This is a genomic window from Pseudomonas sp. B13(2017) (assembly GCF_002113245.1).
GTDB lineage: Bacteria > Pseudomonadota > Gammaproteobacteria > Pseudomonadales > Pseudomonadaceae > Aquipseudomonas > Aquipseudomonas putida_Z.
Map to the genome: position 1 here is coordinate 1 of NZ_NEJX01000008.1, position 25,939 is coordinate 25,939.

The following is a 25,939-nucleotide window of genomic DNA, read 5'->3' on the forward strand; positions in this document are numbered from 1 at the left end:
ACTCACAAGCACCCACACGAATTGCTTGATTCGATTTGTTAAAGAGCGTTTGGTTAAGAGCTTTTCGTCTCAACCGAGGCGCGCATTCTACGCTTTCCTCATTTGCTGTCAAGCGTTTATTTTGAAGTTTTTTACAACCGGTTTCTTTCGAAACCCTTCAACCTCAACAACTTACCGCTTGCCTCGAAGCGTTCATCGCTGCGAGGAGGCGAATAATACGCGCTTTGAAATCAGAGTCAACACCTTGATCTGAAAAAACTTTCTGCCGGCGTTTGTCTCCTCGCCGGCAACTAATGAAAGCGCCGCGAATCTGTAGAGAAACACCACCACGGAGCGTAGCGGCCATGAGCGATGCGCAAAGCGAGAAAACCCCGGGCCTGTCGGCGGACGAGGAGCAGGAAGTCAGCCTTAGCCAGCCGCCCCGCGCGGCAGTACTGCACGAGATCATTCGGTACCAGGGCGACCAGGAACTGGAACGTACACTCGCCGCACTGTGGTGGTCGGCACTGGCCGCAGGCTTGTCCATGGGGCTGTCGCTCATGGCCATGGGCCTGTTCTACGCTCGTCTGCCGGAGGGGGACAGTGCTCAGGTGGTCGCCAGCATCGGCTACAGCGCTGGCTTCCTTGCAGTGATACTGGCGCGTCAGCAGTTGTTCACCGAAAACACCCTGACCGCCGTGTTGCCGGTAATGACCGCCCCCACCCTGGCCAACTTCGGGCGCCTGCTGCGCCTTTGGAGCGTTGTACTGCTTGGCAACCTCGCCGGCACCTTGCTGGTGGCCTGGGTAATGCTGGAACTGCCGATCTTCGACAGCAAGACCGACGTGGCCTTCCTGGAGGTGGGCCGCAAGGTCATGAAGAACGATATCAGCCAGATGTTCGCCAAAGGCATCGTATCGGGGTGGATGATCGCCACCATGGTCTGGATGATCCCGTCGATGGAACACGCCAAGATCTGGATCATCCTGATGATCACCTACCTGATGGCCCTGGGCGACTTCACCCATATCGTGGTCGGCTCGGTCGAGGTGTCCTATCTGGTCTGGGCCGGCGATGAAACCTGGAGCAGCTTCTGGCTGGAGTTCGCCCTGCCGACACTGGCGGGCAACATCATCGGCGGCAGCTTCATCTTCGGCTTGATCAGCCATGCACAGGTGCGCAGCGACAGCGGCAAACCGCCCTCACGGCTACTGAAAGAGGACCGGCCACCCTCCCCGCGCCGCAACAACGGCAACAAATGAACTTCAGCGTGCCGCTACCACGCGCTCGTTCGCCTGGCCGCGCTGACGCACGGGCCGCGGCTGCCACCAGTTCTGCCCGGCGTGCGGAGAGTCGAGGCTGACCCGCTCCCCCATCTGCGGCGTGCTCAGACGCACCTGCGCCTGGTTGGCCAACGCCAGGATGCGCTCGAACGGCTCCTGCCAGCCATGCATGGACAGGTCGAAGGTGCCGTTGTGAATCGGCAACAGCCAGCGCCCGCGTAGATCCAGATGGGCCTGCAGGCTCTGCTCCGGCTGCATGTGCACATCGGGCCAGGCGACGTTGTAGGCCCCGGTCTCGATCAGGGTCAGGTCGAACGGCCCGAAGCGCTCGCCAATCTGCTTGAACCCATCGAAGTAGCCGGTATCGCCACTGAAGAATACCCGCACATCCTCGTCGACGATCACCCACGACGCCCACAAGGTCCGGTTGCTGTCCAGCAGCCCACGCCCGGAAAAGTGCTGAGCCGGGGTGGCGACAAATCGCACACCCTCGACCTCGCTTTCCTGCCACCAGTCCAGCTGCCGCACCTTTGCCGGTGCTACGCCCCAGGTCATCAGCAGGTTGCCTACGCCCAGCGGCGCCAGGAACACACTGGTGCGCGGTGCAAGTTGGCGAATCGCCTGTTCGTCAAGATGATCGAAGTGATCGTGGGACAGTACCACCGCAGCCAACGGCGGCAACTGGTCCAGCGCCAGGGGCGGCGCATGGAAGCGCAGTGGGCCGGCCCACTGCACCGGCGAGGCGCGCTCGGCGAATACCGGGTCGGTAATAAAGAAGCGCCCGCGCAGCTTGAGCAATACCGTGGAATGGCCCAGGCGCCACAGGCTGCGGTCGGGCGCATCGAGCACCTGCTGGCGGGTCATGGGCTGGAGGCTGACCGGTGTGACCGGCCGGGTTTCCGGCGGTTTGCGCAGGAACAGGTACTTGAGCCCGATGCGCAGCTTCTTCAATACGCCATCCTGTGGCAACGACGCCTGATTGTGAAAGCGCCCTTCCCGCTGAGGCGCCGGCTCGCCGGCAGGGTTGGCCAAAGGGACCATCAGCAACACTCCGAGCAACAGGAATGCCTTCATGTTACCCCACAGTGATCGGATCAACCGTGAATTGGCTTGTAAGGTCATTTTTCGTCGATGAAACACTGTTCAACAATATTCATGCGAGTTATGCGATAAACGGTGCTTCAGCAGAAGAACGATGACCAAGATGGATAAACGCAGCGGCAAAGGCCTTTCATTCGCCAAACGCATCTACCTGCCGCGGGTCATCGGCCTGGGGATTGGCCTGTTCAGCGTCATGGCCGCCATGGCGCCGCTGTCACCGCCCACCTGGGCATGGCTGCTGGTACTGTTCAACGGCCTGGTGTGGCCGCATGTGGCCTACCTGTGGGCCGCCCGTTCGGCCATGCCCTACCAGGCAGAACAGCGCAACCTGGTGCTGGACTCCCTGATGGGTGGGTTCTGGACCGCCGCCATGCATTTCAATCCATTGCCCAGCGTGACCGTGCTGTCGATGATGACCATGAACAACGTCGCCGCCGGCGGCAAACGCATGGTCGTTCGCGGGATGCTGGCCCAGCTGACGGGCATGCTCGTCGCCATCCTGCTGCTGGGCCCCGGCCTGCAACTGAACGCGACGCCCCTGCAGGTCTACGCCTGCCTGCCGATGCTGACGCTCTACCCGCTGGCGCTGGGCTGGGTCTGCTACCAGTTGGCGATCAAGCTGGCCGACCACAAGCGCCGGCTGAGCACCCTGAGCCTCACCGACAGCCTGACCGGGCTGCTCAACCACGGCGCCTGGAAAGACCTGCTGCTGCTGAAGTTTCAGGCTTGCCAGCAGCAACAGGGGCACGCGGTGATTGCCCTGATCGACATCGACCACTTCAAGACCATCAACGACACCTTCGGCCACGTGGTCGGCGACTGTGTGCTGCGCCAGCTCGGCGCCGAGCTGCGGCGCAATCTGCGCGAAGGCGACCAGGCCGGGCGTTACGGTGGTGACGAATTCTGCGTGATCCTGCCGGACACCAGCGAGGCCCAAGCCTGCCAGGCCATGGAGCGCCTGCGCGAGCAGGTCGCCAGCTACCGTAACCCGCAGTTGCCGCACCTGCGCATCAGCCTGAGCATCGGCCTTTCGGCATTCGAGGCCGACCTGGAGTCACCCGAACACTGGCTCGAACAGGCGGACAAGGCGCTGTACACCGCCAAGCATGCCGGGCGCGACCAGGTCAATTTTGCCCACAGAGACGCTGCGGCGCTCAGGCTGGCCTATCCTGATTGAACCTCCTTCCTGACCAACTGGCGGGAGGCTGCCTGAAGGAGCCGCTCGCGCATGGCCAGGACCGCCAACCTTCCACCCGCCAGCCCCACACCACGCTTCCAGGTGCGTCGCCTGATTGCCGGCTTCAGCGCAGTTTTCGGCCTGGCCTGCCTGATCATCCTCGGCGCCCTGTTCAATATCGCGGGTACTCTTGACCATCAGGAACGCCAGCGCAGTGCCTCGCAGGCAACCAAGGCGCTGGAGCAACGGCTGCTCGCCTCGCGCCAGTTCCTGTCCAGCTATGCCGTGTGGGATGCTGCCTTCGAACACCTGGCGGGCCAGGCCGACTGGAAATGGGCCTACGAAGAAAAGAACGTGGGCGAGTCGCTGTACAGCGCCAGCGGCTATGAAGGGGTGTTCGTGGTGGAGGACGCTCGCACCACCTACGGTTTGTTCAAAGGCCAGCCTACCCAGGCAGCGGCCAATACCTATATTGATGCAGCGCTGCAGCCAATCATCGACCAGGCTCGGGCGGCGGCCATCCCACGTGAACAGATCACCCGTTTCGTCCTGTTCAACGGTTGGCCGGCAGTGCTCAGTGCCGCGGCGGTGCGCCCGGACCGGGATGTCACCGATAGCGAGGTGCGCCAGGCGCCGGTGATGCTGTTCGTCGACCAGCTCACCGAGGAAAAGCTGGCACAGCTGAGCAGCGGTGCCGGCCTGACCGGCATGCATGTGGAAAACGATGATGTGCGGGAGCATGGCCACCTGCGCATCGACCTCGGCGATACCGGCTACCACCTGTCCTGGAGCAGCCCGCTGCCAGGACACCAGTTGCTGCGCGCGGTGTTGCCGCCGCTGGCGGGTGCCTTGCTGATACTCGGCCTGGTCATGCTGTACCTGTTCCGCCATGCCTTGCGCAGTTCGCGGGCGATCGACCTCACGCTCGCCGATCTGCAGCAGAGCAACCAGGCCCTGGAGGCCAGCGAGCAGCGTTTTCGCGCGGTGGCCGAGTCGGCCTCCGACTGGATCTGGGAAACCGATCGGCAACAACGCCTGACCTACCTTTCGCAACGCTTCGTCAATGTCACTGGCTACCCGGTGGACGACTGGCTCGGCCACCCGCTCAATCAGTTGCTGGCCTGCGATACCACGCCGCTCTCGCCGTGGCTGGATGCCCTGGCCGCGGCCGACCCGCAACAACTGGCCAACCTGCGCTGCACCTACCGCGACCAGAATGGCCAGAACCGCTACTGCCGGATATCGGCCCGCGCCATCTGGTACGACGGCAAGCCCGTCGGTTTTCGCGGCACCGCCAGCGACATCACCGACGAAGTCGACGCTCATGCGCGCATCCAGCACCTGTCGCTGCACGACCCGCTGACCGGGCTGGCCAACCGCAACAAGCTCGCCCGGCACCTCGAGCAGGCCTTGTTGCGCGGCAGTGATTCGCCGCCACTGACCTTGCTGCTGCTGGACCTGGACAACTTCAAGCCGATCAACGACTCCCTCGGCCATGCCGCCGGTGACGCCGTGCTGCAGGAGGTAGCAACACGCCTGCGCGACAGCACCCGCGATGGCGACCTGGTCGCGCGCCTGGGCGGCGACGAGTTCCTCCTGGTACTTGGCGGCATGGACAACCGCAGCGAGATCGACCGCTTCTGTGCGCGCCTGATCAGCCTGCTGCAGCAACCGATCATCTTCGATAACCAGCCCCTGCACGTTGGCGCCAGTATCGGTGTCGCCCAGACCCGTACCCAGGGCTTCGATGCCGGCGAGCTGATTCGCTGCGCCGATATCGCCCTGTACCAGGCCAAGGCCGACGGCAAGTGCACCTGGCGCTATTTCGCTGCCGAAATGAACCAGCAGATCCAGTACCGCCGCCAACTGGAGAACGACATGCGGCGGGCCCTGCGCAACCAGGAATTCGAGCTGCACTACCAGCCGCGCTATCGCCTCAGCGACCTGCGCATCGTCGCGGTCGAGGCTTTGCTGCGCTGGCAGCACCCGCAGGAGGGGTTGCTGGGGCCGGACACCTTCATTCCGTTGGCCGAACAGAGTGACATCATTGTTGCGCTGGGCCGCTGGGTGCTGCGCGAAGCCTGCCGCACCGCCCATGACTGGCCCGCCGATGTACTGGTTTCCGTGAACCTGTCACCGGCGCAGTTCCTGCGCAGCGATGTGGTGGCCGATGTACGCGAGATCCTGCTGGAAACCGCCTTCCCTGCCCAGCGCCTGGAGCTGGAAATTACCGAGAACGTGATGCTCAATGACATCGAAGGCGCGCTGGGCACCATGCTGTCGCTCAAGGAGCTGGGCGTGCGCCTGAACATGGACGACTTCGGCACCGGCTACTCGTCGTTGGGCTACCTGCGCACCTACCCGTTCGACAGCATCAAGATCGACAAACGCTTCATCGGCGGGCTGAACAGCACCGCTGGCAGCGACCGCGCCGTGGTCCAGGCCATCATCAACCTGGGCGAAGCGATGGGGCTGACGGTGACGGCCGAAGGGGTGGAGAGCGAGCAGCAGCTCAAGGCATTGCAGAAGGACCGCTGCCATGAAGTGCAGGGCTATTACCTGAGCAGGCCGCTGGACAGTGCCGGGCTCGAGGCGTTGTTGCAGCAGGCATCCCAGCGTTCGGCGCCCTACCTGTAGCGTAAGTTTGAAAGCTTGCGCAGTCCTTGTGGGAGCGGGCGCGTCGAGGCGTCGAACCGCCGCGAACACCGGCGAAGCCGGTGCCATACACCGCGTTGCATTCTTCGCGGGCACGCCCGCTCCCACAGGGATTTTCAGCACGGCTGCTGCAAGCTGCGCTCTGCCACGATTTCCGGCAGGTCACGCCGGCGCAGGTAGGTGCGCAGCGGTTCACCGATGTTCAAACGGTCATCCACATGCTGCTCCAGCAACAGCGCCAGCCGTTCGCGGCACAGGGCCATGCGCTGCCCTTGCTCGGGCCGCCAGACAAACTCGCTGCAGGGCGTGATGCTGGCGTCGGCCACGTCCATGCCGAACGAATCTTCGGAAAAACGCACAATGTGCACACCGCGCTTGCCATGAAAACCGACGAAGCCCTTGAGCTGGTCGGCAGCGTTGCAGATGTCCTGGGAAGTGATGGCCATGACGTAACCTCGCAATGAAATCGGAAGATACGCACGCCAGGCGGGGTGGTTGCCTCTGCCGGGCAACTCGTGACTGGCAGCCTAACGCAAGCCGTCGCACAGGCGCCACGCTTTTCATCGATCAGCGGCCACCGTCGACCTGCGAATGCAGCACCTCGCCCAGCCACTGCATGAAGGCCTGCACCCGGCGTGGCACATGCCGTTGCCGGGCATACAACAATGATACTGGCATGGCCGGGGCCTGCCAGCCTTCCAGTACCGAAACCAGCTCACCGCGCTGCAGGTGCTCGGCCACGCCCACCGCCGGCACCTGGATCAACCCCAGCCCGGCCAGGCAGGCCGCCGAGTAGGCCTCGGCATTGTTGACCGTGACCACTCCGGCCATGGCCTGGAAGTGCAGTTCACCGCCCTGCAGGTATTCGAAACCAGCACTGCGCCCCCCAAGGGTGCGCACGTAATGCACCAGGTGGTGCTCGGCCAGGTCCTGCAGCGTGCGCGGCACGCCATGGCGGGCCAGGTAGGCAGGGCTGGCACAGTTGCGCATGCTCAGTTGCCCGACCGGGCGCGCCACCACGTCCAGGTCATGCAGGGCACCAATGCGCATCACACAATCGAAGCCTTCACGCAGCAGGTCGACCTGGCGGTCGGTGCAACTGAGCTCCACCTCCAGGCGCGGGAAGCGCTGCAGAAACTGCGGCAGCGCCGGGATGATGACCCGACGGGCCATCATGGTCGGCAGGTCGACCCGCAGGCGCCCGGCCAGCTCGGCATCGTCGGCGCAGAACAGGCTCTCGATCTCGTCCATGCCCGACAGCAGGTCCTTGCTGCGCTCGTACAGCAAGGCGCCATCCTGGGTTGCCTGCACCCGGCGGGTGGTGCGGTTGAACAGCTGCGTACCCAGCAAACGCTCCAGCGCCCTGACCTGCTCCGACACGGTAGAACGGGGTAGCCCCAGGCTCTCGGCAGCCAAGGTGAAACTGCTGACCTCACTGACCCGCACAAAGGTGCGCAACAACTCCAGCTTGTTCAATTCAGGCCTCATCTATCCGGTTTTACCGAACAGTATTTCCATATTTGCTGGATTTAACAGCACAACACCGACCAATAACCTGTGCTCATCAGCCCACCATGAGGTTTTCACCATGACCCGCAAGATTGCCCTGATCACTGGCGCCAGCCGCGGCCTGGGCCGCAACACTGCCGAACACCTGGCCGCACGCGGCATCGATGTCATCGGCACTTACCACAGCAAGGCCGAGGAAGCCCAGGCCGTGGCCGCGCGGCTGGAGCAGGCGGGGGTCAAGGCCGCCATGCTGCAACTGGACGTCAGCGACAGCGCCAGCTTTGCCGGCTTCGCCGAACGCCTGGGGGCAACCTTGCAGCAACACTTCGGTCGCGAGCGTTTCGACTTTCTGGTGAACAATGCCGGGATCGGCTTGAACGTGCCATACACCGAAACCAGCGAGGCACAGTTCGACCAGTTGCTGAACATCCAGCTGAAAGGACCGTTCTTCCTCACCCAGCGCCTACTGCCGCTGCTGGTCGACAATGGCCGCATCGTCAACATTTCCACTGGCCTGGCGCGCTTTGCGCTGCCGGGGTATGCCGCCTATGCCGCGATGAAGGGGGCGATGGAGGTACTGACCCGCTACCAGGCCAAGGAACTGGGGGCGCGTGGTATTCGCGTGAACATTCTGGCGCCGGGGGCGATCGAGACGGACTTTGGCGGCGGCGTGGTGCGGGATAACCGTCAGGTGAATGAATACATTGCCGGCAACACGGCGCTGGGGCGCGTGGGCTTGCCGGATGATATCGGGGCAGCGATTGCGCTGTTGCTGGAAGATGGCAATGGCTGGATCAACGGGCAACGGCTGGAGGTGTCGGGCGGGATGTTCCTCTGAATTCGGTTTTTCTGGGGCCGCTTTGCGGCCCATCGCCGGCAAGCCAGCTCCCACCTCGACTGCATCGACCTCAAGCATTGTGCAGTACCTGTGGGAGCTGGCTTGCCGGCGATGAGGCCAGGACAGGCAACACAGGACAGTTGCTCCCACCACCGCATGAGCCTGGCTTGCCAGCGATCGGGCCACAGAGTAGTCCCCTGCCTCATTGCTCATGCACCTGCACACTAGCCGTCATTCCCGCACTCAGGGTCACCCCCTCCGGCACCCGGTCCAGGCGGATCCTCACCGGTATCCGCTGCGCCAGGCGTACCCAGTTGAAGGTCGGCTCAACCTCCGGCAGCAACTGGCTGTCGGGGTTACTGTTGCGGTCGGTGATACCACGGCTGATGCTCTCCACATGCCCTTGCATCGGCTCGCCCGCGCCCATCAGCCAGACCTTCACCGCATCCCCCACACGAATGCGCGGCAGCTTGGTTTCCTCGAAGTAGGCCTGGATATAGAAGGTTGAATCGTCCACCAGGGCCATCACCGATTCCCCGGTGTTCACATAGTTGCCCTCGGCCAGGCGCAGGTTGGTGATTTGCCCGCTGCGCGGTGCCCGCACTTCACTGCGCGCCAGGTTGATTTTGGCAACCTGCAACTGTGCCTCGGCCTCATGCAGCTCACCGCGGGCGATGGCCGCATTGATCTGGGCGTTTTCCCGCAATTCGGCACTGATCGCCTCCGGCCCCAGGGCGGTACGCCGGGCCGCTTCACGCTCGCGCAGGCGCAGTTGCTGGGTGCGGGTCTCGGTCACCGCGCTGGCCTGGTCGAAGGCCGCCTGGAAGCGTTCGCGGTCGATGCTCATCAGCAGGTCGCCGGCCTTGACCTGCTGGTTGTCACGGGCCTTCAGCTCGCGCACCCAGCCGGACACATCAGGGGCGATCACCACCACATCGGCGCGCACACGGGCATCGCGGGTCCAGGGGGTGAGCATGTAGTACTGCCACAGCTGATAGCCGGCGAACACGGCAAGGGCCACCACACACAAGGTGACCAGGGTACGTACGGCCGCACGCATCGAAACACTCCTTTATAAAGCTCCCAGCAGTCGCACCACCAGGAACAACACACAAACGAACAACGCCGCGTCGAACAGCGCTTCATGCCAGATCCAGCGCCCCAACGGCGTGGCCTGCACCACCAGACGCAGCAACCCGGTAAGCACCAGCGCCAGCAACACATAAACAAGGAAGGGGCTGAACAGCACGCCGCCCACTTCCCACTCACGCAACCCCATGGGCTTCCTCCTGCCAGCGGCACCACTTGCCCCAGCTTTTCTGCAGTTGCAGCACCGCCCCTTCGGCCAACCGCAGCGGATCGCTGGAGGGTAGACGGCGCAAGGCGCCAATGAACTGTTCGCTGGCGGCATCCAGGCGCTGACCGCGCCCGGGCGCCGGCCCCTTGGCCAGCACGGCCTCTACCTGCTGCAGGTATTCGCGCTCGGCCCGCCCCAACGGGGCTTGGGCAACCGCCAGGCACATGCGCAGGTGCACCAGTTCGTCGCCGATATCCAGGCCGTGCAGGCCGTCGTCCCAGCGCTTGCGTTCGCTCTCGGGCAGTTCGCCGGCATGCCGCGCCAGTTGCATCAAGCGGTCAGCCATGCGCCCGCCAAACCAGCTGTCGGCCCCGCGCAGGTCGCGCCGGGTCAGGCGCACCAGGTCGTTCTGGGTCGCCGCACGCAGGCGCCGGCCCAGCCAGGCCGGGTGGCGGAACACCAACAAACGGAAGGCCATCACCGCCGCCGACACCCCCACCAGCATGGCCAAGGCACTGTTGAGCATGGTGGCCACGCCGAACTGCATGGCGTTGAGCGGCGACACCAGCACGATGAAGTGCAGGCAATAGGAGGTGGCCGTGGCCCCGGTCCGCGGGTGAGCCATGCCCAGCGCACCAAGAAACAGCGGCACGCCCATGCCCAGGCAGAGCATGGCGAAGCTGCTCCATTGCGGCAGCAAAATCTGCCCGACCAGAAACGCCGCAGGTATCGCCAGAAAGATCCCGCGCAAGAAGCTCAGGCCGATCTGCGCGCCGTTCTCGCGGCTGGCGAACAGGCTGCAGACCACGCAGGTCAGCACCAGGCCACCTGGTGCCGAAGGCCAGGCGGTGGCCAGCCAGAAGCCACTCATTACCAGAAAGGCCAGCGCACTGCGTGAGCCGAACAGCAAGGCCAGCGACCAGTCGCGGTGCGCGGCCAGGCCTTGGGACACATCTTTGGGCGCCCTGCCCGCCTCCACATCGTCCAGCGCCTGGCTGGCAGCCATGGCGTAATCCAGCAGCAGCGCCATGCGCGCCAGGCAGAAGTGCTCCGCCGGGCTGATCTGTTCATCGTGGGCAGCATCCCAGATGCGCTGGCGCAGCAACAACAGGCTCGGCTGGTCGGGCTTGCCCAGCAGTGCACGCACTTCCTCCAGCCAGGGTGCCAGGCGTTCGGCCTCGCGCTCATCAAGTTGCCGCCACTGCCGGCGCACCGAACGGGAAATGCGCAACAGCACCATCAGTTTCTGGCTCAGGCCACGAATGGCACGAGCGCGCTGGCGCCCGCGGTTGCCTTCGAACCAGGCGTGTTCGCGTTGGCTGTCGATGGCAACGATGCGCCCAAGGCTTTCCAGCAGGCCTTTGCGCGCCTCGTCTTCGCCGCCCAGCATGGCACTGGCGGCCTGCAGGCCGTTCTGCCAGGCCTGGCGGGCCTGCCCGCCCAGTTGCTGCTCTACCCGCATGGGCCAGAGCAAGGCACTGCTGGCGGTGGCACAGAAGATACCCAGGCAGATCTCGGTGCAGCGCGCCACGGCCTGGTCGAACACCTGCAATGGGTGGTCGATGGCCGGCAGGGCAATGATCGCCGCGGTGTAGCCTGCCAGCACGAAGGCATAGGCCCAGGCGCTGCGCAGTTGGGTGGAGGCGGCGGTGCACAGGGCCAGCCACAGGGCCAAGGTGAGCAGGAACAGCCATGGGGTCTGGGCAAACAGGCCGATGAACAGCACCGACGCAAACGTGCCGACCAAGGTACCGGCCAACCGCGCCAGGCCCTTCTGCACCACCATGCCTGACAACGGCTGGGCGACGATGAAAGCGGTCATCAGGGCCCAGGACGGTTGCTCCAGGCCCCAGCGCATCGCCAGCCACAGCGCCAGGCCGCCACCGAGCAGGGTCTTGATGGCGAACTTGAGGGCGAGGCTGCTGGGGGCGAACAGGGCCTGGAGGGTGATGGGCACGAGACGGACCTTGCGGGGATGGTCTTGTAGAAAGATAGACAATGGGGGAAAGGATAAAGCGGAAACGATTAATTAGCTAGCTAATCATCTTTGTTGTGGACAGGCTCTCCTGTGCTGCCCTCTTCGCAGGCATGCCCGCTCCCACATGGGACCGCGCACAGTCCAATCCTGTGAAGTCATTGTGGGAGCGGGCGTGCCCGCGAAGAGGCCAGTACAGGCAACACCAAAATTGCAGGCAAAAAAATGGGCGACCGAAGTCGCCCTAAATGCCTTGCGTGCTCGTGTACCCGGAAGGTCAGCGCGGCTTGCGCTTGTTCGAGTCCTTCCAGATGAAAATGCCCAGACCGGCAAAGAAGACGACCATCAACCCGACCGTTACCACTCCGGCGATAACCACGTTGTCGAAGAACATGCTGGCCTCCCCATTCGTTTGCCGTTGTCCGATGGGTGCAAGTTAACCAATGTGGGGGCGGGGAAAATTGATCGGTGTCAATGGTGCCCGGGGCCGGGCACGCGAGGCGGGTGCAGGGTTGACCTGCGTCAAGTTTCAGCGCTTCTTCGGCTTGCCCTTGGGCTTCTTTTTCTTGGCGGTGTTCAACGGCAGGGCCTGCTCGAACGCATTGCGCATCTCGTTCAGGCGCTTTTCCTTGAGGTCGTGGACGCGCTTGGCGCGTTCGGCATCGAAATCGATGAGGTTGTCTTGGCTCATGGGTGGGCTCGACGATCAACTGAGACTTGCATGATGAAGCCAGGCGCTGGCGCTGACCAGCCCCATGTCAGACTTCGATGTCCACCAGCAGCCCCTGGCGTACATGCTCGCCCATCAACGGCGCCACCGGCACGGTGTTGTCGGCGTTGACCTCGTCACCCGGCATTGCACTGTAGCGTTCGTCGTCGCCCTTCTGCCGACGTTGCTGCTGGCGGCGCTGCTCGTCGCGCAGCAGCAGCGCCTGCGCCTGCGGGTCACGCTGGTGCTTGAGATCGATGGCACTTTCACCGGATGCAGGCTGCGTCGGCACCACCGGCTTGATGTCGGGTGTCGGCTTGACCGGGTCCTGTTGCGAGGTCACCGGCGCGGCACTGAGCGGAATGATCGGTGGCAGCATGGACGTTCTCCTATGCCCTCTGTATCGGCAGGCGCGGGCTTACCTTGATGGCAGGCACAACACTTATTCGGCTTCGTCGTCAGGGTCGTCGTCGCTTGGCGGGCTGGCCTCGCTCCAGGGCCGCTTGTACACCTGCTGCCAGACCGCGTCCATGTGCTCGCGCAGCACCTGCGGCGCGGCCTTGAGCGAAGCGCTGTCCTCACGCTCACCGCCGATCGGCTCTTCACCCGCCGGGGTGATCAGCGACTGGCCGGTGATGCTGTAGCTGGCCTGCCCTTCGCGCATCTCGATGGCGATGTCGTGCGGGTCGATGCCACCGCCGCAGAAGGCATGGCTGGCGACCGTCACCTCGGCGACACCGTCCTTGTTCAGGTCGCCGACATCGCTTACGTCGTTATAGAAGTCCACGTCCAGGTCCAGGCCCGGGCAGGTGGTTTCCTGTTCGATCTGCCAGCGCGCCTTGAACGCGTCGTTTTCGGCGGTGCGCCCGTACAGCGTGGCCTTGAGTACCACCTTGTCCACTTCCTGCTCGCTTTCCGGGTCGCTGGCCTGGCCATCGCTGCGGCTCAATACCAGCAGGCCTTCACCGTCGCGGTCACGAAAGTGCACGCTCTTGATCGGTGTCTGCACGCCCAGTACCTCGAGCTGCTCGATCGGGATGGCGGGCAAGGTCTCGAAGTTTTTCTGCTCGCAGGCGGCCAGCAGCAACAGGCTGCCCACGGCCATCGAAGTGCTGATCCAGCGGTGCTTGGCAGACATGTTGATCCGGGGCCCTCGTCGGCAGCACGGTGGGGGGCGATGAAGCGGCTAGACTGTTGCTACCTATCGCACTTCGGCACCTTTCGATGCGCTCGGCACTTTGGTCTGACCGGCCGATCCGTTAACATAACCGGCTTTTTCATCGCGGGAGTTCAGGCAGTATGGCGCAGCAGTATCAACCGGGGCAACGCTGGATCAGCGACAGCGAAGCCGAGCTCGGCCTGGGTACCATCCTGGCGCAGGATGGCCGCCTGTTGACCGTGCTCTACCCGGCCACTGGCGACACCCGCCAGTATTCCCTGCGCAATGCGCCGCTGACCCGCGTGCGCTTCTCGCCAGGTGACCAGATCACCCACTTCGAAGGCTGGAAGCTGACCGTGCGCGAGGTCGAGGACATCGACGGGCTGATGGTCTACCACGGCCTGGACGGGCAGAACCAGCCGCGCACCCTGCCGGAAACCCAGTTGTCGAACTTCATCCAGTTCCGCCTGGCCAGCGACCGCCTGTTCGCCGGGCAGATCGACCCGCTGTCGTGGTTCAGCCTGCGCTACAACACCCTGCAGCACACCAGCAAGCAGATGCAGTCGGCACTGTGGGGCCTGGGCGGCTGCCGTGCCCAACCCATCGCCCACCAGTTGCACATCGCCCGCGAAGTCGCCGACCGCAGCGCGCCGCGCGTCTTGCTGGCCGACGAAGTGGGCCTGGGCAAAACCATCGAAGCCGGCCTGGTGATCCACCGCCAGCTGCTGTCGGGCCGCGCCAGCCGCGTTCTGATCCTGGTACCGGAAAACCTCCAGCACCAGTGGCTGGTGGAAATGCGCCGCCGCTTCAACCTGCAGGTGGCCCTGTTCGACGCCGAGCGTTTCATCGAAAGCGACGCCAGCAACCCGTTCGAGGATGCCCAGCTGGCGCTGGTGGCCCTGGAGTGGCTGGTCGACGACGAAAAGGCCCAGGATGCGCTGTTCGCCGCCGGCTGGGACCTGATGGTGGTGGACGAAGCCCACCACCTGGTCTGGCACGAAGACCAGGTCAGCGCCGAATATGGCCTGGTCGAACAGCTGGCCCAGGTGATCCCGGGCGTGCTGCTGCTCACGGCCACCCCCGAGCAGCTCGGCCAGGACAGCCACTTCGCCCGCCTGCGCCTGCTCGACCCCAACCGTTTCCACGACCTGGCCGCCTTCCGCGCCGAGAGCGAGCACTATCGCCCGGTGGCTGAAGCCGTACAGGAACTGCTCGACGAAGGGCGCCTGTCGCCCAAGGCCCACGCCACCATCCAGGGCTTCCTGGGTGCCGAAGGCGAAGCCCTGCTGGCCGCGGTCAGCGACGGCGATACCCAGGCCAGCGCGCGCCTGATCCGTGAGCTGCTCGACCGCCACGGCACCGGCCGCGTGCTGTTCCGTAACACCCGCGCGGCGATCCAGGGCTTCCCTGAGCGCCAGCTGCACCCTTACCCACTGGCCACACCCGAGCAGTACCGTGACCTGCCAGCCGGCGAACATGCCGAGCTATACCCGGAAGTCGCCTTCCAGGCCCAGAGCGAGGTGGCCGATGACGAGCGCTGGTGGCGTTTCGACCCGCGCGTCGACTGGCTGATCGACACCCTGAAGATGCTCAAGCGCACCAAGGTGCTGGTTATCTGCGCCCATGCCGAAACCGCGATGGACCTGGAAGACGCCCTGCGCGTGCGCTCCGGCATCCCGGCCTCGGTGTTCCATGAAGGCATGAGCATCCTCGAACGCGACCGCGCCGCCGCCTATTTCGCCGACGAAGAGTTCGGCGCACAGGTGCTGATCTGCTCCGAGATCGGCAGCGAAGGCCGCAACTTCCAGTTTGCCCACCATCTGGTGATGTTCGACCTGCCGGCGCACCCCGACCTGCTCGAACAGCGCATCGGCCGCCTCGACCGTATCGGCCAGAAGCACACCATCCAGCTGCATATCCCGTACCTGCAGGACAGCCCGCAAGAGCGCCTGTTCCAGTGGTACCACGAAGGCCTCAACGCCTTCCTCAACACCTGCCCTACCGGCAACGCCCTGCAGCATCAGTTCGGCCCACGCCTGCTGCCGCTGCTCGAAGGTGGCGAAAGCAAGGCCTGGGAAGCCCTGGTGGCCGATGCCCGCAGCGAGCGCGAACGCCTGGAAGCCGAACTGCATACCGGCCGTGACCGCCTGCTGGAACTCAACTCCGGCGGTGCCGGCGAAGGCCAGGCGCTGGTCGAGGACATTCTCGAACAGGACGACCAGTTCGCCCTGCCGATCTACATGGAAACCCTGTTCGACGCCTTCGGCATCGACAGCGAAGACCATTCCGAGAACGCCCTGATCCTCAAGCCGAGCGAGAAGATGCTCGACGCCAGCTTCCCGCTGGGCGACGACGAAGGCGTGACCATCACCTACGACCGTGGCCAGGCGCTGTCGCGCGAGGACATGCAGTTCCTCACCTGGGAGCACCCGATGGTGCAAGGCGGCATGGACCTGGTGCTGTCCGGCTCGATGGGCAACACCGCCGTGGCGCTGATCAAGAACAAGGCGCTCAAACCCGGCACCGTGCTGCTTGAACTGCTGTTCGTCAGCGAGGTGGTGGCACCGCGCAGCCTGCAACTGGGCCGTTACCTGCCACCGGCGGCATTGCGCTGCCTGCTCGACGCCAACGGCAACGACCTGGCGTCCCGCGTGGCCTTCGAAACCCTCAACGACCAGCTGGAAAGCGTGCCACGCGCCAGCGCCAACAAGTTCGTCCAGGCGCAGCGCGACGTGCTTGCCCAGCGCATCAGCAGTGGCGAGGCCAAGGTCATGCCGGCCCACGTCGAGCGCGTGGCCGAGGCCCAGCGTCGCCTGACAGCGGAAGCCGACGAAGAACTGGCGCGTCTGGTCGCGCTGCAAGCGGTCAACCCGAGCGTGCGCGACAGCGAGATCGAAGCGCTGCGCAAGCAGCGCGAAGAGGGCCTGGCGATGCTGGAAAAGGCCGCCCTGCGCCTGGAAGCCATTCGCGTGCTGGTGGCTGGCTAATACAGGTCAGACACCGCCGCCTTTGTGGGAGCGGCCTTGTGTCGCGAAAGGGCCGCAACGCGGCCCCAGAATTGACGCGCAATAGTTGAAATTGCTGGGGCTGCTTTGCAGCCCTTTCGCGACACAAGGCCGCTCCCACAGGCGGCCAATTTTCAGACCCCATTTACATATTCCAGGCTGCGATCAGGTTCATAACCAAATCGTAGGAATCAATGTGCCATTAGTCAGGAAGGGTTAAACACCTCTTCCTATACTGCCTCTGGACAGTCTGCACAGGGTTGTAGCGCAGACGAGTGAAAACTCGATCATGAGGCATTCCATGGAATGGCTGGGGCTGCAACTGTTCGCCGACCTGCCGGCAACCGGGCGCATCGTCATTGATTGCCGGCATGAACCGTTCCTGGTTCTGCTCGCCTACTTCGTCGCCTGTGCGGCCTGCTTCGCCACCCTGGACATGGCCGAGCGCCAATCCCACAGCGAAGACCCCACCGCCCACCGACAATGGAACATGCTCGGTGCCTGCTGCCTTGCTGGTGGCATCTGGGCCATGCACTTCATCAGCATGCTGGCCTTCCAGGCGCCAGTTGAAGTGCATTACGACGCGTCCCTGACCATCCTTTCGCTGCTCATCGCTCTGGCCGTCGCCTGGCTGGCCATGCACAGCCTCGACCGCAGCCAGATGCAAACACACCATTACCTGCAAAGTGCGGTACTGATCGGCCTGGGTATCATCGTGATGCACTTCGTAGGCATGGCCGCCCTGGAAACCGGCGCCCGCCAGTACTACCAGTCCGGCCTGCTGCTGGCCTCGGCCACCATTGCCCTGCTCACCAGCCTGACCGCGCTGTACCTGGCCCGCTACTTCCGCCATGGCAGCGGTACCCTGCACCAGGCCATGAAGTACGGCGCCAGCCTGCTGATGGCCGGCGGTATCGTCGCCACCCACTTCACCGCGATGTCGGCCATGACCCTGGTCATCCCGGCCGACACCGCCCTGCGCCTGCCCTCTGGTGACAACAGCCTGCAATTGGCGCTGGGCATCGGCTTCATCACCCTGCTGATCAGTGCTGCCAGCATCAGTACCGCGCTGGCCGACAAGAAGCTGCAAAGCAAGGAGCACGACCTGCGCCGGGTCAGCGTGCTGCTCAGCCAGCTCGACCAGGCCCGCGCGTCGCTGCAGCAGGCCGCGCACTACGATGCCCTGACCAGCCTGGTAAACCGCCGCGGTTTCAACCAGGTGTTCGCCGAACGCCTCGCCGAACACCAGGCCACGGAAAGCCACCTGGCAGTGATGTTCCTCGACATCGACCATTTCAAGCGCATCAACGACAGCCTCGGTCACGACGCCGGCGACGAACTGCTCAAGGTGATCGCCAGCCACATCAAGGCCGCCACCCGCAATCACGACCTGGTCGCACGCTTTGGCGGCGACGAGTTCTGCGTGGTCACCAGCCTCAACAACCGCGACGAAGCCCGCCACCTGGCCCAGCGCATCATGCAGAGGATGAAAGAGCCCATCAACCTGGGCGGCCGGCGCATGGTCATGACCACCAGTATCGGCATCAGCATCTTCCCCGACGACGGCACCACCGCCGAAGAGCTGCTCAAGCATGCAGACCTCGCCCTGTACCAGTCCAAGGGCAACGGGCGCAACAGCCTGAACTTCTTCAACGACAGCCTGAAGACCCAGGCCTCGATTGCCCTGCAACTGGAAGAGGAACTGCGGGTGGCCCTGCTCGAGGAGCATGGGCTGTGCGTGCACTACCAGCCGATCTTCGACCTGCGCAGCAGGCAAGTGGCCAAACTGGAGGCCCTGGTGCGCTGGCGACACCCGCAACACGGCCTGCTCGGGCCCGATCGTTTTGTCGCTATCGCCGAAGCCAACGGGCTGATCATCGACCTCGACCTGTGGGTGCTGCGCCACGCTTGCGCCGACCTGGCCTACCTGCAGCGCCACGGCCATGGCAACCTCAAGGTCACGGTCAATTGCTCGGCCGTCACCCTCAGCCACGACGAACTGCCCAACGAAGTGGAAAAGGCACTGTTCCACGCCGGTCTCGCGCCTCGGCAGCTGGAACTGGAAGTGACCGAGAACGCCCTGATGGGTGATATCCAGCGCACGGTCAACCTGCTCAAGCGCGTGCGCGCCCTGGGCGTGGCGCTGTCGATCGATGACTTCGGCACCGGCTACTCGTCACTGGCCTACCTCAAGCGCCTGCCGCTGGACGTGCTGAAGATCGACCGCAGCTTCCTGCAGGATGTGCCGGGCAGCCAGAAGGACCGCGAGATCGTCCAGGCGATCATCGTCATGGCGCATACCCTGCATCTGCAGGTGGTCAGCGAGGGCGTGGAAACCGCCGAACAGCTGGCGTTTCTCGAAGCCCACGGCTGCGACTACCTGCAGGGCTACCTGCTGGGCCGCCCGGAGCCGCTGGCCGAACTGCGCTCGCTGCTGGAGCGGCTGCAGCACCAGGGCGGCGTGTTCAGCCCTTGTTGCGATACAGCTCAACCAGGGTCGCCGGATCTTTTTGCAGGTAACCCTGGCTTGCGTGCAGGCGCATCAATTGTGCGGCAAGGCCACTGAGCGGCGTTGCCGAGCCTTGCTCGCGGGAAAACTTGACCGCGCCATCGAGGTCCTTGAGCAGCGTGCGCACGTGCCACTTGATCGGCTCGAAGCGGCTCTCGGCCATTTGCGGGGCGAGGATCTGCAACGGTTTGGAGTCGGCAAAACCGCCCGCCAGCGCTTCGGCGATCAGCGTCGCATCGACCCCGGACTGTTCAGCCAAGGCCACCACTTCGGCGATCACCAGGGCATTGCAGGCCACGATCATCTGGTTGCAGGCCTTGGTCACCTGGCCTGCGCCCACCGCCCCCATGTGCGTCACCCGCTGGCCGAGTACCTGCAGTACCGGGCGCGCCCGCTCCAGGTCGGCCGCCTCGCCACCGACCATGATCGCCAGGGTGCCGGCTTCGGCCCCCGGCGTGCCGCCGGAAACTGGCGCGTCCAGCCAGGCCATGCCGCACAGCGCTGCCAGTTCGGCGGCCATTTCACGGGTGGCGGTTGGCTCCAGGCTGGAGAAATCGATCAGCAACTGGCCGCCGCGCCCGCCCTGGGCGATGCCTTGCTCGCCGAACACCACTTCGCGGACCACGGCCGTGTCGGCCAGGCACAGCAGCAGCATGTCGCTGTCGCGGCACAGTTCGGCAGGGCTGCTGGCCAGGCGCGCGCCGGCGGCGACCAGTGCAGCGCACTTGTCCGGGCTGCGGTTCCACACGGTCAGCGGGTAGCCCGCTGCCAGCAGGCGCCGGCACATGGGCAGGCCCATCAGGCCGATGCCGGCGAATCCAAGCGAAGGTAGTTTTGAGTTCATCAATGACTCCGGACAAATTCGATATCGATCCGGGCCGCTTTGCGGCCTTCACGGGCGCGCCCGCTCCCACAGGACCAGCGCTGGCTGAAGAGCAGCATCTGACCTGTGGGAGCGGGCATGCCCGCGAAGGGCTGCAAGGCAGCCCCCATTACGCATCCCGTAAACTGTTACCGCCACGCCGAATTGTTACTTCCCTCTACCCGCCTTGAGCGCCCTCGAGCACCAAATCGGGGCTGCTGCGCATTTTCGCGCACCAAAAGCGATCACGCCTCTGCCGGGGGCTTCACCTGGATCACGATGAACGGCGAAACCACTACCGCCCAGATCTCTGGATCGCGGCTTTGCAGGTCATGGGCCTGCTCGGCGGTCACCGGCCCAACAGTGCCATCACTACGCCACTTGGCGAAGATCTCGCTGCGATTCTCGGCCATCGCCTCAGCAACGGCGATAAGGTCGAGGCTCGGGTCGACCCAAATCAGGTCACCCTTGGCCCAGAAACGCTCCAGCGCTTTCCACTCGATGATTGCCGTCTCGCCAAGCAATTTGGCATAGAGGGTGCTTGTTTGATCAGTCATGGGTGGTTTCCGCAAAAATCGGCCAATAAAAAAGGTCGGCATTTTTGCAGAAAAACCCGGTTTCAAATATGTAATTTGGTCGATTGATCCCGAACTTGTGGGGCGGGGTCGCAGATGCAGGCAGTTTGATGGCGCCTTTCTGTATCTTTGTGTCGACCATGCGACAACCCAGGAAGCAGGCACTTTTCGACCGCTTTTCAAGCGCTCGAACAGCGCTCTACACTGTACCGGTACAGTTCCGGGACATGTTCCGGGGGAAGGTGGGCTTGCGCGTTGGCATGGCCACGCCGCAAATCCCGCCCGGTCTGTAGCCCTGGCCGCCAGGACTATAAGAATTACAACAGAATGAGTGGAGCACTATGATCAAGATTTCCAAGCTGTTCGCCGCAATGGTTCTGGCAGGGGTAGCCAGCCATTCGTTTGCCGCCGATACCATCAAGATAGGGATTGCAGGTCCCAAGACCGGCCCTGTGACCCAGTACGGCGACATGCAGTTCATCGGCGCAAAGCAAGCCATCAAGGATATCAACGCCGCGGGCGGCGTGGATGGCAAGATGCTCGAAGCCAAGGAATACGACGACGCCTGCGACCCTAAACAGGCCGTTGCAGTCGCCAACAAAGTGGTCAACGACGGCGTCAAGTTCGTCATCGGCCACCTGTGCTCCAGCTCCACCCAGCCTGCGTCCGACATCTACGAAGACGAAGGCGTGATCATGATCACCCCGGCCGCCACCTCCCCGGAAATCACCGCCCGCGGCTACAAGCTGATCTTCCGTACCATCGGCCTGGACAGCGCCCAGGGCCCGGCTGCCGGCAACTACATCGCCGACCACGTCAAGCCGAAGGTGGTAGCCGTCCTGCACGACAAGCAGCAGTACGGTGAAGGCATCGCTACTGCGGTCAAGCAGACCCTGGAAGGCAAAGGCACCAAGGTTGCCGTGTTCGAAGGCCTGAACGCCGGTGACAAGGACTTCTCCTCGATCATCCAGAAGCTCAAGCAGAACAACGTCGACTTCGTCTACTACGGCGGCTACCACCCAGAGCTGGGCCTGATCCTGCGCCAGGCTCAGGAAAAGGGCCTGAAAGCCAAGTTCATGGGCCCGGAAGGCGTGGGTAACGACTCCATCTCGCAGATCGCCCAGAACGCCTCCGAAGGCCTGCTGGTGACCTTGCCGAAGTCGTTCGACGCGGACCCTGCCAACAAGAAGATCGTCGACGCCATCAAGGCTGACGGCAAGGACCCAAGCGGCCCGTTCGTGTTCCCGGCCTACTCGGCTGTCGAGCTGATCGCCCAGGGCATCAAGGCCGCCAAGTCCGAAGATACCGACAAGGTGGCAGCCGCCATCCACGCCGGCACCTTCAAGACCCCGACCGGCGAACTGTCCTACGACGCCAAAGGCGACCTGAAAGACTTCAAGTTCGTGGTCTACGAATGGCACTTCGGCAAGCCGAAGACCGAAGTCTCCCCTCAGTAACTGCGTGACTAATAGCTGACCGTAGAAGCCCACTGTGCGAGCAGTGGGCTTTGTTTTACGAGGTTCATGGGCCTGATCCCCGCGATCCGGGGGCGGGTTCACCTGAAAATCTTAAAACCGTCACCCGCGGTTTCCTGGCCTACCCCCGCCAGCGAAATGCAAATCAGGTTTTTAGGAGCGCTGTAATGCCTGAGATCTACCATTTCTTCCAACAACTGGTTAATGGATTGACCATCGGCAGCACCTATGCCTTGATCGCCATCGGCTACACGATGGTGTACGGCATCATTGGCATGATCAACTTCGCCCACGGCGAGGTGTACATGATCGGTTCCTACGTGGCCTTCATCGCCCTGGCGGGCCTGGCCATGATGGGTATCCATTCGCTGCCGATCCTGATGACCGTCGCCTTCGTCGCGACGATCTTCGTCACCAGTGCCTATGGCTACAGCATCGAACGGGTTGCCTACCGCCCCCTGCGCAACAGCAACCGACTGATCCCGCTGATTTCCGCCATCGGCATGTCGATCTTCCTGCAGAACACCGTCTTGCTTTCGCAAGACTCCAAGGACAAGTCCATCCCCAACCTGATCCCCGGAAGCTTCTCGTTCGGGCCGGGCGGCGCGGAGGAAGTACTGATCAGCTACATGCAGATCCTGGTGTTCGTGGTCACCCTGGTGGCCATGACCTGCCTCACCCTGTTCATCTCCCGTTCCCGCCTGGGCCGCGCCTGCCGCGCCTGTGCCGAGGACATCAAGATGGCCAACCTGCTGGGCATCAACACCAACAACATCATCGCCCTCACCTTCGTCATCGGTGCCGCCCTGGCGGCGGTGGCGGCCGTGCTGCTGAGCATGCAGTACGGGGTGATCAACCCCAACGCCGGTTTCCTGGTGGGCCTGAAGGCCTTCACCGCAGCGGTGCTGGGTGGCATCGGCAGCATCCCGGGCGCCATGCTCGGCGGGCTGGTGCTGGGCGTGGCCGAAGCGTTCGGTGCCGATATCTTCGGCGACCAGTACAAGGACGTGGTGGCATTCGGCTTGTTGGTTCTTGTCCTGCTATTCCGGCCGACCGGCATCCTGGGCCGCCCGGAGGTTGAAAAAGTATGAACAGAAATCTCAAACAGGCGTTCTTCAGCGCCTTGCTGGTATGGGCCGTGGCCTTCCCGGTACTGGGCCTGAAACTGAGCATCGACGGCATCAGCCTGTCCGTGCACAGCCAGGGCTCGTTCAACCTCAGCATCATTGCCCTGTGCTCGGTGCTGATGTTCCTGCGCGTGCTGTTCGACAAGCAGTGGAACTCGGTAATGGGCCGCCGTTCGGATCGCAAGCTGATCCCGCCGGCGGTCAGCAACTACCTGACCCTGCCGAAAACCCAGCGCTACGTGATCATGGGCCTGATCGTCGCGGCACTGGTGTGGCCGTTCTTCGGCTCGCGCGGTGCGGTCGACATTGCCACGCTGATCCTGATCTACGTGTTGCTGGGCCTGGGCCTGAACATCGTGGTCGGTTTGGCTGGCCTGCTCGACCTCGGTTACGTCGGCTTCTACGCCGTAGGCGCCTACAGCTACGCCATGCTCTCGCACTACCTGGGCTGGAGCTTCTGGGTATGCCTGCCGATCGCCGGCCTGATGGCCGCTACCTTCGGCTTCCTGCTCGGCTTCCCGGTGCTGCGCCTGCGCGGTGACTACCTGGCGATCGTGACCCTCGGCTTCGGCGAGATCATCCGCCTGTTCCTGCGTAACCTCACCGACTGGACCGGCGGCCCCAACGGCATCAGCAACATCCCCAAGCCAGAGCTCTTCGGCCTGACTTTCGAACGCCGTGCCGCCGAGGGCATGCAGACCTTCCATGAGTTCTTCGGGCTGGAATACAACTCGATCAACAAGGTCATCTTCCTCTACCTGGTGGCCCTGCTGCTGGCTCTGCTGGCGCTGTTCGTGATCAACCGCCTGCTGCGCATGCCGATCGGCCGCGCCTGGGAAGCCCTGCGCGAAGACGAGATCGCCTGCCGTGCACTGGGCCTGAACCCGACCGTGATCAAGCTGTCGGCATTCACCCTGGGCGCCTGCTTCGCCGGTTTCGCCGGCAGCTTCTTCGCTGCGCGCCAGGGCCTGGTGACGCCGGAGTCGTTCACCTTCATCGAGTCGGCGATCATCCTCGCCATCGTCGTGCTCGGCGGCATGGGCTCACAACTGGGCGTGATCCTCGCGGCCATCGTGATGATCCTGCTGCCCGAGCTGATGCGTGAGTTCAGCGAATACCGGATGCTGATGTTCGGTGCGCTGATGGTGTTGATGATGATCTGGCGTCCGCAAGGCCTGCTGCCTATGCAACGTCCACACATGGAGCTGCGTCGATGAGCCGCGAAATTCTGCAAGTCAGCGGCCTGAGCATGCGCTTCGGCGGCTTGTTGGCGGTCAACGGCGTGGGCCTGACCGTCAAGGAAAAACAGGTGGTGGCACTGATCGGCCCGAACGGTGCCGGCAAGACCACGGTGTTCAACTGCCTGACCGGCTTCTACAAGCCCAGCGGCGGCACCATCCTGCTCGATGGCCAGCCGATCCAGGGTCTGGCCGGGCACCAGATCGCCCGCAAGGGCGTGGTGCGGACCTTCCAGAACGTGCGCCTGTTCAAGGAAATGACCGCGCTGGAAAACCTGCTGATCGCCCAGCACCGCCACCTGAACACCAACTTCTTCGCGGGCCTGTTCAAGACCCCGAACTTCCGCCGCAGCGAGAAGGAGGCCATGGAGCGCGCGCAGTACTGGCTGGAGAAGGTCAACCTGACCGAGTTCGCCAACCGTACCGCCGGCACCCTCGCCTACGGCCAGCAGCGCCGCCTGGAAATCGCCCGCTGCATGATGACCCAGCCGCGCATCATCATGCTCGACGAACCGGCAGCGGGCCTGAACCCGAAGGAGACCGAAGACCTCAAGGCGCTGATCGCCTACCTGCGTGAGTCGCACAACGTCACCGTGCTGCTGATCGAGCACGACATGAAGCTGGTGATGAGCATTTCCGACCATATCGTGGTGATCAACCAGGGCACCCCCCTGGCCCACGGCACGCCGGAAGAGATCCGCGACAACCCTGACGTGATCAAAGCCTACCTGGGGGAAGCGTAAATGCTGAAGTTCGAGAACGTTTCCACCTTCTACGGCAAGATCCAGGCGCTGCACAGCGTCAACGTGGAGATCAACCAGGGCGAGATCGTTACCCTGATCGGCGCCAACGGTGCCGGCAAGTCGACCTTGCTGATGACCCTGTGCGGCTCGCCGCAGGCGCACAGCGGCAGCATCAAGTACCTGGGTGAAGAACTGGTCGGCCAGCCGTCCTCGCACATCATGCGCAAGAGCATCGCGGTGGTGCCGGAAGGCCGCCGCGTGTTCTCCCGCCTGACCGTCGAGGAAAACCTGGCGATGGGCGGTTTCTTCACCGACAAGGGCGATTACCAGGAGCAGCTGGACAAGGTGCTGCAGCTGTTCCCGCGCCTGAAGGAGCGTTATATCCAGCGTGGCGGCACCATGTCCGGTGGCGAGCAGCAGATGCTCGCCATTGGCCGGGCGCTGATGAGCAAACCCAAGCTGCTGCTGCTCGACGAGCCCTCGCTGGGCCTGGCGCCGATCATCATCCAGCAGATCTTCGACATCATCGAACAGCTGCGCCGTGATGGCGTGACGGTGTTCCTGGTGGAGCAGAACGCCAACCAGGCGCTGAAGATCGCTGACCGGGCCTATGTGTTGGAGAACGGCCGGGTGGTGATGCAGGGTACTGGGGAAGCACTGTTGACCGACCCGAAGGTACGCGACGCGTACCTGGGGGGTTGACCGGGAAAAGGGCCATCTACT

Annotated in this window: 23 protein-coding genes; 11 read left to right on the forward strand and 12 right to left on the reverse strand. The window is 63.7% G+C overall.

Translation table 11 applies throughout. The features are described from left to right. Positions 1-344 precede the first annotated feature (344 nt). Complete coding sequence (locus tag CAG44_RS12540; protein WP_085692245.1) at positions 345-1,241, forward strand: formate/nitrite transporter family protein; 897 nt, start codon at positions 345-347, stop codon at positions 1,239-1,241. A gap of 3 nt (positions 1,242-1,244) precedes the next feature. Here CAG44_RS12540 and CAG44_RS12545 read toward each other — a convergent pair whose 3' ends face one another. After that, positions 1,245-2,336 carry an MBL fold metallo-hydrolase gene (locus CAG44_RS12545; protein WP_085692246.1) on the reverse strand — a complete coding sequence of 364 codons (1,092 nt, stop codon included), beginning with the start codon at positions 2,334-2,336 and terminating at the stop codon, positions 1,245-1,247. A gap of 130 nt (positions 2,337-2,466) precedes the next feature. Here CAG44_RS12545 and CAG44_RS12550 point away from each other — a divergent pair, with 130 nt between their 5' ends. Together CAG44_RS12550 and CAG44_RS12555 are read left to right on the forward strand one after the other, a co-directional pair. Next, entirely contained in the window at positions 2,467-3,540 is a 1,074-nt protein-coding gene (locus CAG44_RS12550; protein ID WP_085692311.1) for a diguanylate cyclase, read from the forward strand. 51 nt (positions 3,541-3,591) lie between these two features. Beyond that, entirely contained in the window at positions 3,592-6,177 is a 2,586-nt protein-coding gene (locus CAG44_RS12555) for an EAL domain-containing protein (protein ID WP_085692247.1), read from the forward strand. 134 nt (positions 6,178-6,311) lie between these two features. Here the strand turns inward: CAG44_RS12555 and CAG44_RS12560 are convergent, their stop codons facing one another. Together CAG44_RS12560 and CAG44_RS12565 are read right to left on the reverse strand one after the other, a co-directional pair. Next, entirely contained in the window at positions 6,312-6,641 is a 330-nt protein-coding gene (locus tag CAG44_RS12560; RefSeq protein ID WP_085692248.1) for a DUF2025 family protein, read from the reverse strand. A gap of 121 nt (positions 6,642-6,762) precedes the next feature. Continuing rightward, on the reverse strand, positions 6,763-7,671 hold the full coding sequence (locus CAG44_RS12565; RefSeq protein ID WP_085590170.1) for a LysR family transcriptional regulator: 909 nt from the start codon (positions 7,669-7,671) through the stop codon (positions 6,763-6,765). A gap of 112 nt (positions 7,672-7,783) precedes the next feature. Between CAG44_RS12565 and CAG44_RS12570 the strand changes: the two genes are divergently transcribed. Then, positions 7,784-8,542 (forward strand): SDR family NAD(P)-dependent oxidoreductase, encoded by a 759-nt coding sequence (locus tag CAG44_RS12570; protein WP_085692249.1) that lies wholly within the window; start codon positions 7,784-7,786, stop codon positions 8,540-8,542. 202 nt (positions 8,543-8,744) lie between these two features. On the opposite strand, the gene CAG44_RS12575 is transcribed toward CAG44_RS12570, so the two are convergent. From CAG44_RS12575 to CAG44_RS12595, 7 genes are all read right to left on the reverse strand, one after another. Next, a complete protein-coding gene (locus CAG44_RS12575) occupies positions 8,745-9,602 on the reverse strand; it encodes an HlyD family secretion protein (protein ID WP_085692250.1) in 858 nt (285 codons plus the stop codon). 12 nt (positions 9,603-9,614) lie between these two features. After that, the gene (locus CAG44_RS12580) at positions 9,615-9,821 is read right to left on the reverse strand and encodes a DUF1656 domain-containing protein (protein ID WP_025340345.1); all 207 of its coding nucleotides are present in this window, start codon (positions 9,819-9,821) and stop codon (positions 9,615-9,617) included. Continuing rightward, positions 9,808-11,796, reverse strand: a complete 1,989-nt coding sequence (locus CAG44_RS12585; protein WP_085692251.1) for an FUSC family protein — start codon at positions 11,794-11,796, stop codon at positions 9,808-9,810. The genes CAG44_RS12580 and CAG44_RS12585 overlap by 14 nt, the downstream gene beginning before the upstream one ends. Positions 11,797-12,091: 295 nt before the next feature. After that, positions 12,092-12,208: a cytochrome c oxidase subunit CcoM gene (gene ccoM, locus CAG44_RS29220; protein ID WP_025340347.1), complete on the reverse strand. Its 117-nt coding sequence runs from the start codon at positions 12,206-12,208 to the stop codon at positions 12,092-12,094. A 135-nt stretch (positions 12,209-12,343) separates the two neighbouring features. Further along, positions 12,344-12,505, reverse strand: coding sequence for a hypothetical protein (locus CAG44_RS28925; RefSeq protein WP_075046112.1), 162 nt, complete (start codon positions 12,503-12,505; stop codon positions 12,344-12,346). Between the two features lie 67 nt (positions 12,506-12,572). Then, positions 12,573-12,902: an aspartate-semialdehyde dehydrogenase gene (locus CAG44_RS12590; RefSeq protein WP_085692252.1), complete on the reverse strand. Its 330-nt coding sequence runs from the start codon at positions 12,900-12,902 to the stop codon at positions 12,573-12,575. A gap of 63 nt (positions 12,903-12,965) precedes the next feature. Beyond that, positions 12,966-13,661: a M949_RS01915 family surface polysaccharide biosynthesis protein gene (locus tag CAG44_RS12595; protein ID WP_025340349.1), complete on the reverse strand. Its 696-nt coding sequence runs from the start codon at positions 13,659-13,661 to the stop codon at positions 12,966-12,968. 161 nt (positions 13,662-13,822) lie between these two features. On the opposite strand from CAG44_RS12595, the gene rapA reads away from it, so the two are divergent. Together rapA and CAG44_RS12605 are read left to right on the forward strand one after the other, a co-directional pair. Beyond that, positions 13,823-16,669, forward strand: coding sequence for an RNA polymerase-associated protein RapA (gene rapA / locus CAG44_RS12600; protein WP_085692253.1), 2,847 nt, complete (start codon positions 13,823-13,825; stop codon positions 16,667-16,669). Between the two features lie 319 nt (positions 16,670-16,988). Beyond that, positions 16,989-19,253 (forward strand): bifunctional diguanylate cyclase/phosphodiesterase, encoded by a 2,265-nt coding sequence (locus CAG44_RS12605; RefSeq protein WP_085614179.1) that lies wholly within the window; start codon positions 16,989-16,991, stop codon positions 19,251-19,253. Here CAG44_RS12605 and CAG44_RS12610 read toward each other — a convergent pair. Together CAG44_RS12610 and CAG44_RS12615 are read right to left on the reverse strand one after the other, a co-directional pair. Further along, complete coding sequence (locus CAG44_RS12610) at positions 19,153-20,040, reverse strand: NAD(P)-dependent oxidoreductase (RefSeq protein ID WP_085692254.1); 888 nt, start codon at positions 20,038-20,040, stop codon at positions 19,153-19,155. The two genes, CAG44_RS12605 and CAG44_RS12610, sit on opposite strands and share 101 nt — an antisense overlap. Before the next feature lie 263 nt (positions 20,041-20,303). Next, the gene (locus tag CAG44_RS12615; protein ID WP_025340353.1) at positions 20,304-20,615 is read right to left on the reverse strand and encodes a DUF2288 domain-containing protein; all 312 of its coding nucleotides are present in this window, start codon (positions 20,613-20,615) and stop codon (positions 20,304-20,306) included. A gap of 359 nt (positions 20,616-20,974) precedes the next feature. Here CAG44_RS12615 and CAG44_RS12625 point away from each other — a divergent pair, with 359 nt between their 5' ends. The 5 genes from CAG44_RS12625 to CAG44_RS12645 all read left to right on the forward strand — a co-directional run bounded on the left by CAG44_RS12625 (position 20,975) and on the right by CAG44_RS12645 (position 25,918). Beyond that, entirely contained in the window at positions 20,975-22,090 is a 1,116-nt protein-coding gene (locus CAG44_RS12625; RefSeq protein ID WP_085692255.1) for a branched-chain amino acid ABC transporter substrate-binding protein, read from the forward strand. A 185-nt stretch (positions 22,091-22,275) separates the two neighbouring features. Beyond that, positions 22,276-23,199: a high-affinity branched-chain amino acid ABC transporter permease LivH gene (gene livH / locus CAG44_RS12630; protein ID WP_025340356.1), complete on the forward strand. Its 924-nt coding sequence runs from the start codon at positions 22,276-22,278 to the stop codon at positions 23,197-23,199. Beyond that, on the forward strand, positions 23,196-24,452 hold the full coding sequence (locus CAG44_RS12635) for a high-affinity branched-chain amino acid ABC transporter permease LivM (protein WP_025340357.1): 1,257 nt from the start codon (positions 23,196-23,198) through the stop codon (positions 24,450-24,452). Before livH ends, CAG44_RS12635 begins: the two co-directional genes overlap by 4 nt. Continuing rightward, positions 24,449-25,216 (forward strand): high-affinity branched-chain amino acid ABC transporter ATP-binding protein LivG, encoded by a 768-nt coding sequence (gene livG / locus CAG44_RS12640; RefSeq protein ID WP_025340358.1) that lies wholly within the window; start codon positions 24,449-24,451, stop codon positions 25,214-25,216. The genes CAG44_RS12635 and livG overlap by 4 nt, the downstream gene beginning before the upstream one ends. Then, the gene (locus CAG44_RS12645; RefSeq protein WP_013973921.1) at positions 25,217-25,918 is read left to right on the forward strand and encodes an ABC transporter ATP-binding protein; all 702 of its coding nucleotides are present in this window, start codon (positions 25,217-25,219) and stop codon (positions 25,916-25,918) included. It begins immediately after the preceding gene. The last annotated feature ends 21 nt before the right edge of the window (positions 25,919-25,939 follow it).

Bases quoted from the DNA above. Each gene is read 5' to 3' on its own strand.
- CAG44_RS12540 (WP_085692245.1), top strand. From the start codon at position 345: ATGAGCGATGCGCAAAGCGAGAAAACCCCGGGCCTGTCGGCGGACGAG.
- CAG44_RS12545 (WP_085692246.1), bottom strand. From the start codon at position 2,336: ATGAAGGCATTCCTGTTGCTCGGAGTGTTGCTGATGGTCCCTTTGGCC.
- CAG44_RS12550 (WP_085692311.1), top strand. From the start codon at position 2,467: ATGGATAAACGCAGCGGCAAAGGCCTTTCATTCGCCAAACGCATCTAC.
- CAG44_RS12555 (WP_085692247.1), top strand. From the start codon at position 3,592: ATGGCCAGGACCGCCAACCTTCCACCCGCCAGCCCCACACCACGCTTC.
- CAG44_RS12560 (WP_085692248.1), bottom strand. From the start codon at position 6,641: ATGGCCATCACTTCCCAGGACATCTGCAACGCTGCCGACCAGCTCAAG.
- CAG44_RS12570 (WP_085692249.1), top strand. From the start codon at position 7,784: ATGACCCGCAAGATTGCCCTGATCACTGGCGCCAGCCGCGGCCTGGGC.
- CAG44_RS12575 (WP_085692250.1), bottom strand. From the start codon at position 9,602: ATGCGTGCGGCCGTACGTACCCTGGTCACCTTGTGTGTGGTGGCCCTT.
- CAG44_RS12580 (WP_025340345.1), bottom strand. From the start codon at position 9,821: ATGGGGTTGCGTGAGTGGGAAGTGGGCGGCGTGCTGTTCAGCCCCTTC.
- ccoM (WP_025340347.1), bottom strand. From the start codon at position 12,208: ATGTTCTTCGACAACGTGGTTATCGCCGGAGTGGTAACGGTCGGGTTG.
- CAG44_RS28925 (WP_075046112.1), bottom strand. From the start codon at position 12,505: ATGAGCCAAGACAACCTCATCGATTTCGATGCCGAACGCGCCAAGCGC.
- CAG44_RS12590 (WP_085692252.1), bottom strand. From the start codon at position 12,902: ATGCTGCCACCGATCATTCCGCTCAGTGCCGCGCCGGTGACCTCGCAA.
- CAG44_RS12595 (WP_025340349.1), bottom strand. From the start codon at position 13,661: ATGTCTGCCAAGCACCGCTGGATCAGCACTTCGATGGCCGTGGGCAGC.
- rapA (WP_085692253.1), top strand. From the start codon at position 13,823: ATGGCGCAGCAGTATCAACCGGGGCAACGCTGGATCAGCGACAGCGAA.
- CAG44_RS12605 (WP_085614179.1), top strand. From the start codon at position 16,989: ATGGAATGGCTGGGGCTGCAACTGTTCGCCGACCTGCCGGCAACCGGG.
- CAG44_RS12610 (WP_085692254.1), bottom strand. From the start codon at position 20,040: ATGAACTCAAAACTACCTTCGCTTGGATTCGCCGGCATCGGCCTGATG.
- CAG44_RS12615 (WP_025340353.1), bottom strand. From the start codon at position 20,615: ATGACTGATCAAACAAGCACCCTCTATGCCAAATTGCTTGGCGAGACG.
- CAG44_RS12625 (WP_085692255.1), top strand. From the start codon at position 20,975: ATGATCAAGATTTCCAAGCTGTTCGCCGCAATGGTTCTGGCAGGGGTA.
- livH (WP_025340356.1), top strand. From the start codon at position 22,276: ATGCCTGAGATCTACCATTTCTTCCAACAACTGGTTAATGGATTGACC.
- CAG44_RS12635 (WP_025340357.1), top strand. From the start codon at position 23,196: ATGAACAGAAATCTCAAACAGGCGTTCTTCAGCGCCTTGCTGGTATGG.
- livG (WP_025340358.1), top strand. From the start codon at position 24,449: ATGAGCCGCGAAATTCTGCAAGTCAGCGGCCTGAGCATGCGCTTCGGC.
- CAG44_RS12645 (WP_013973921.1), top strand. From the start codon at position 25,217: ATGCTGAAGTTCGAGAACGTTTCCACCTTCTACGGCAAGATCCAGGCG.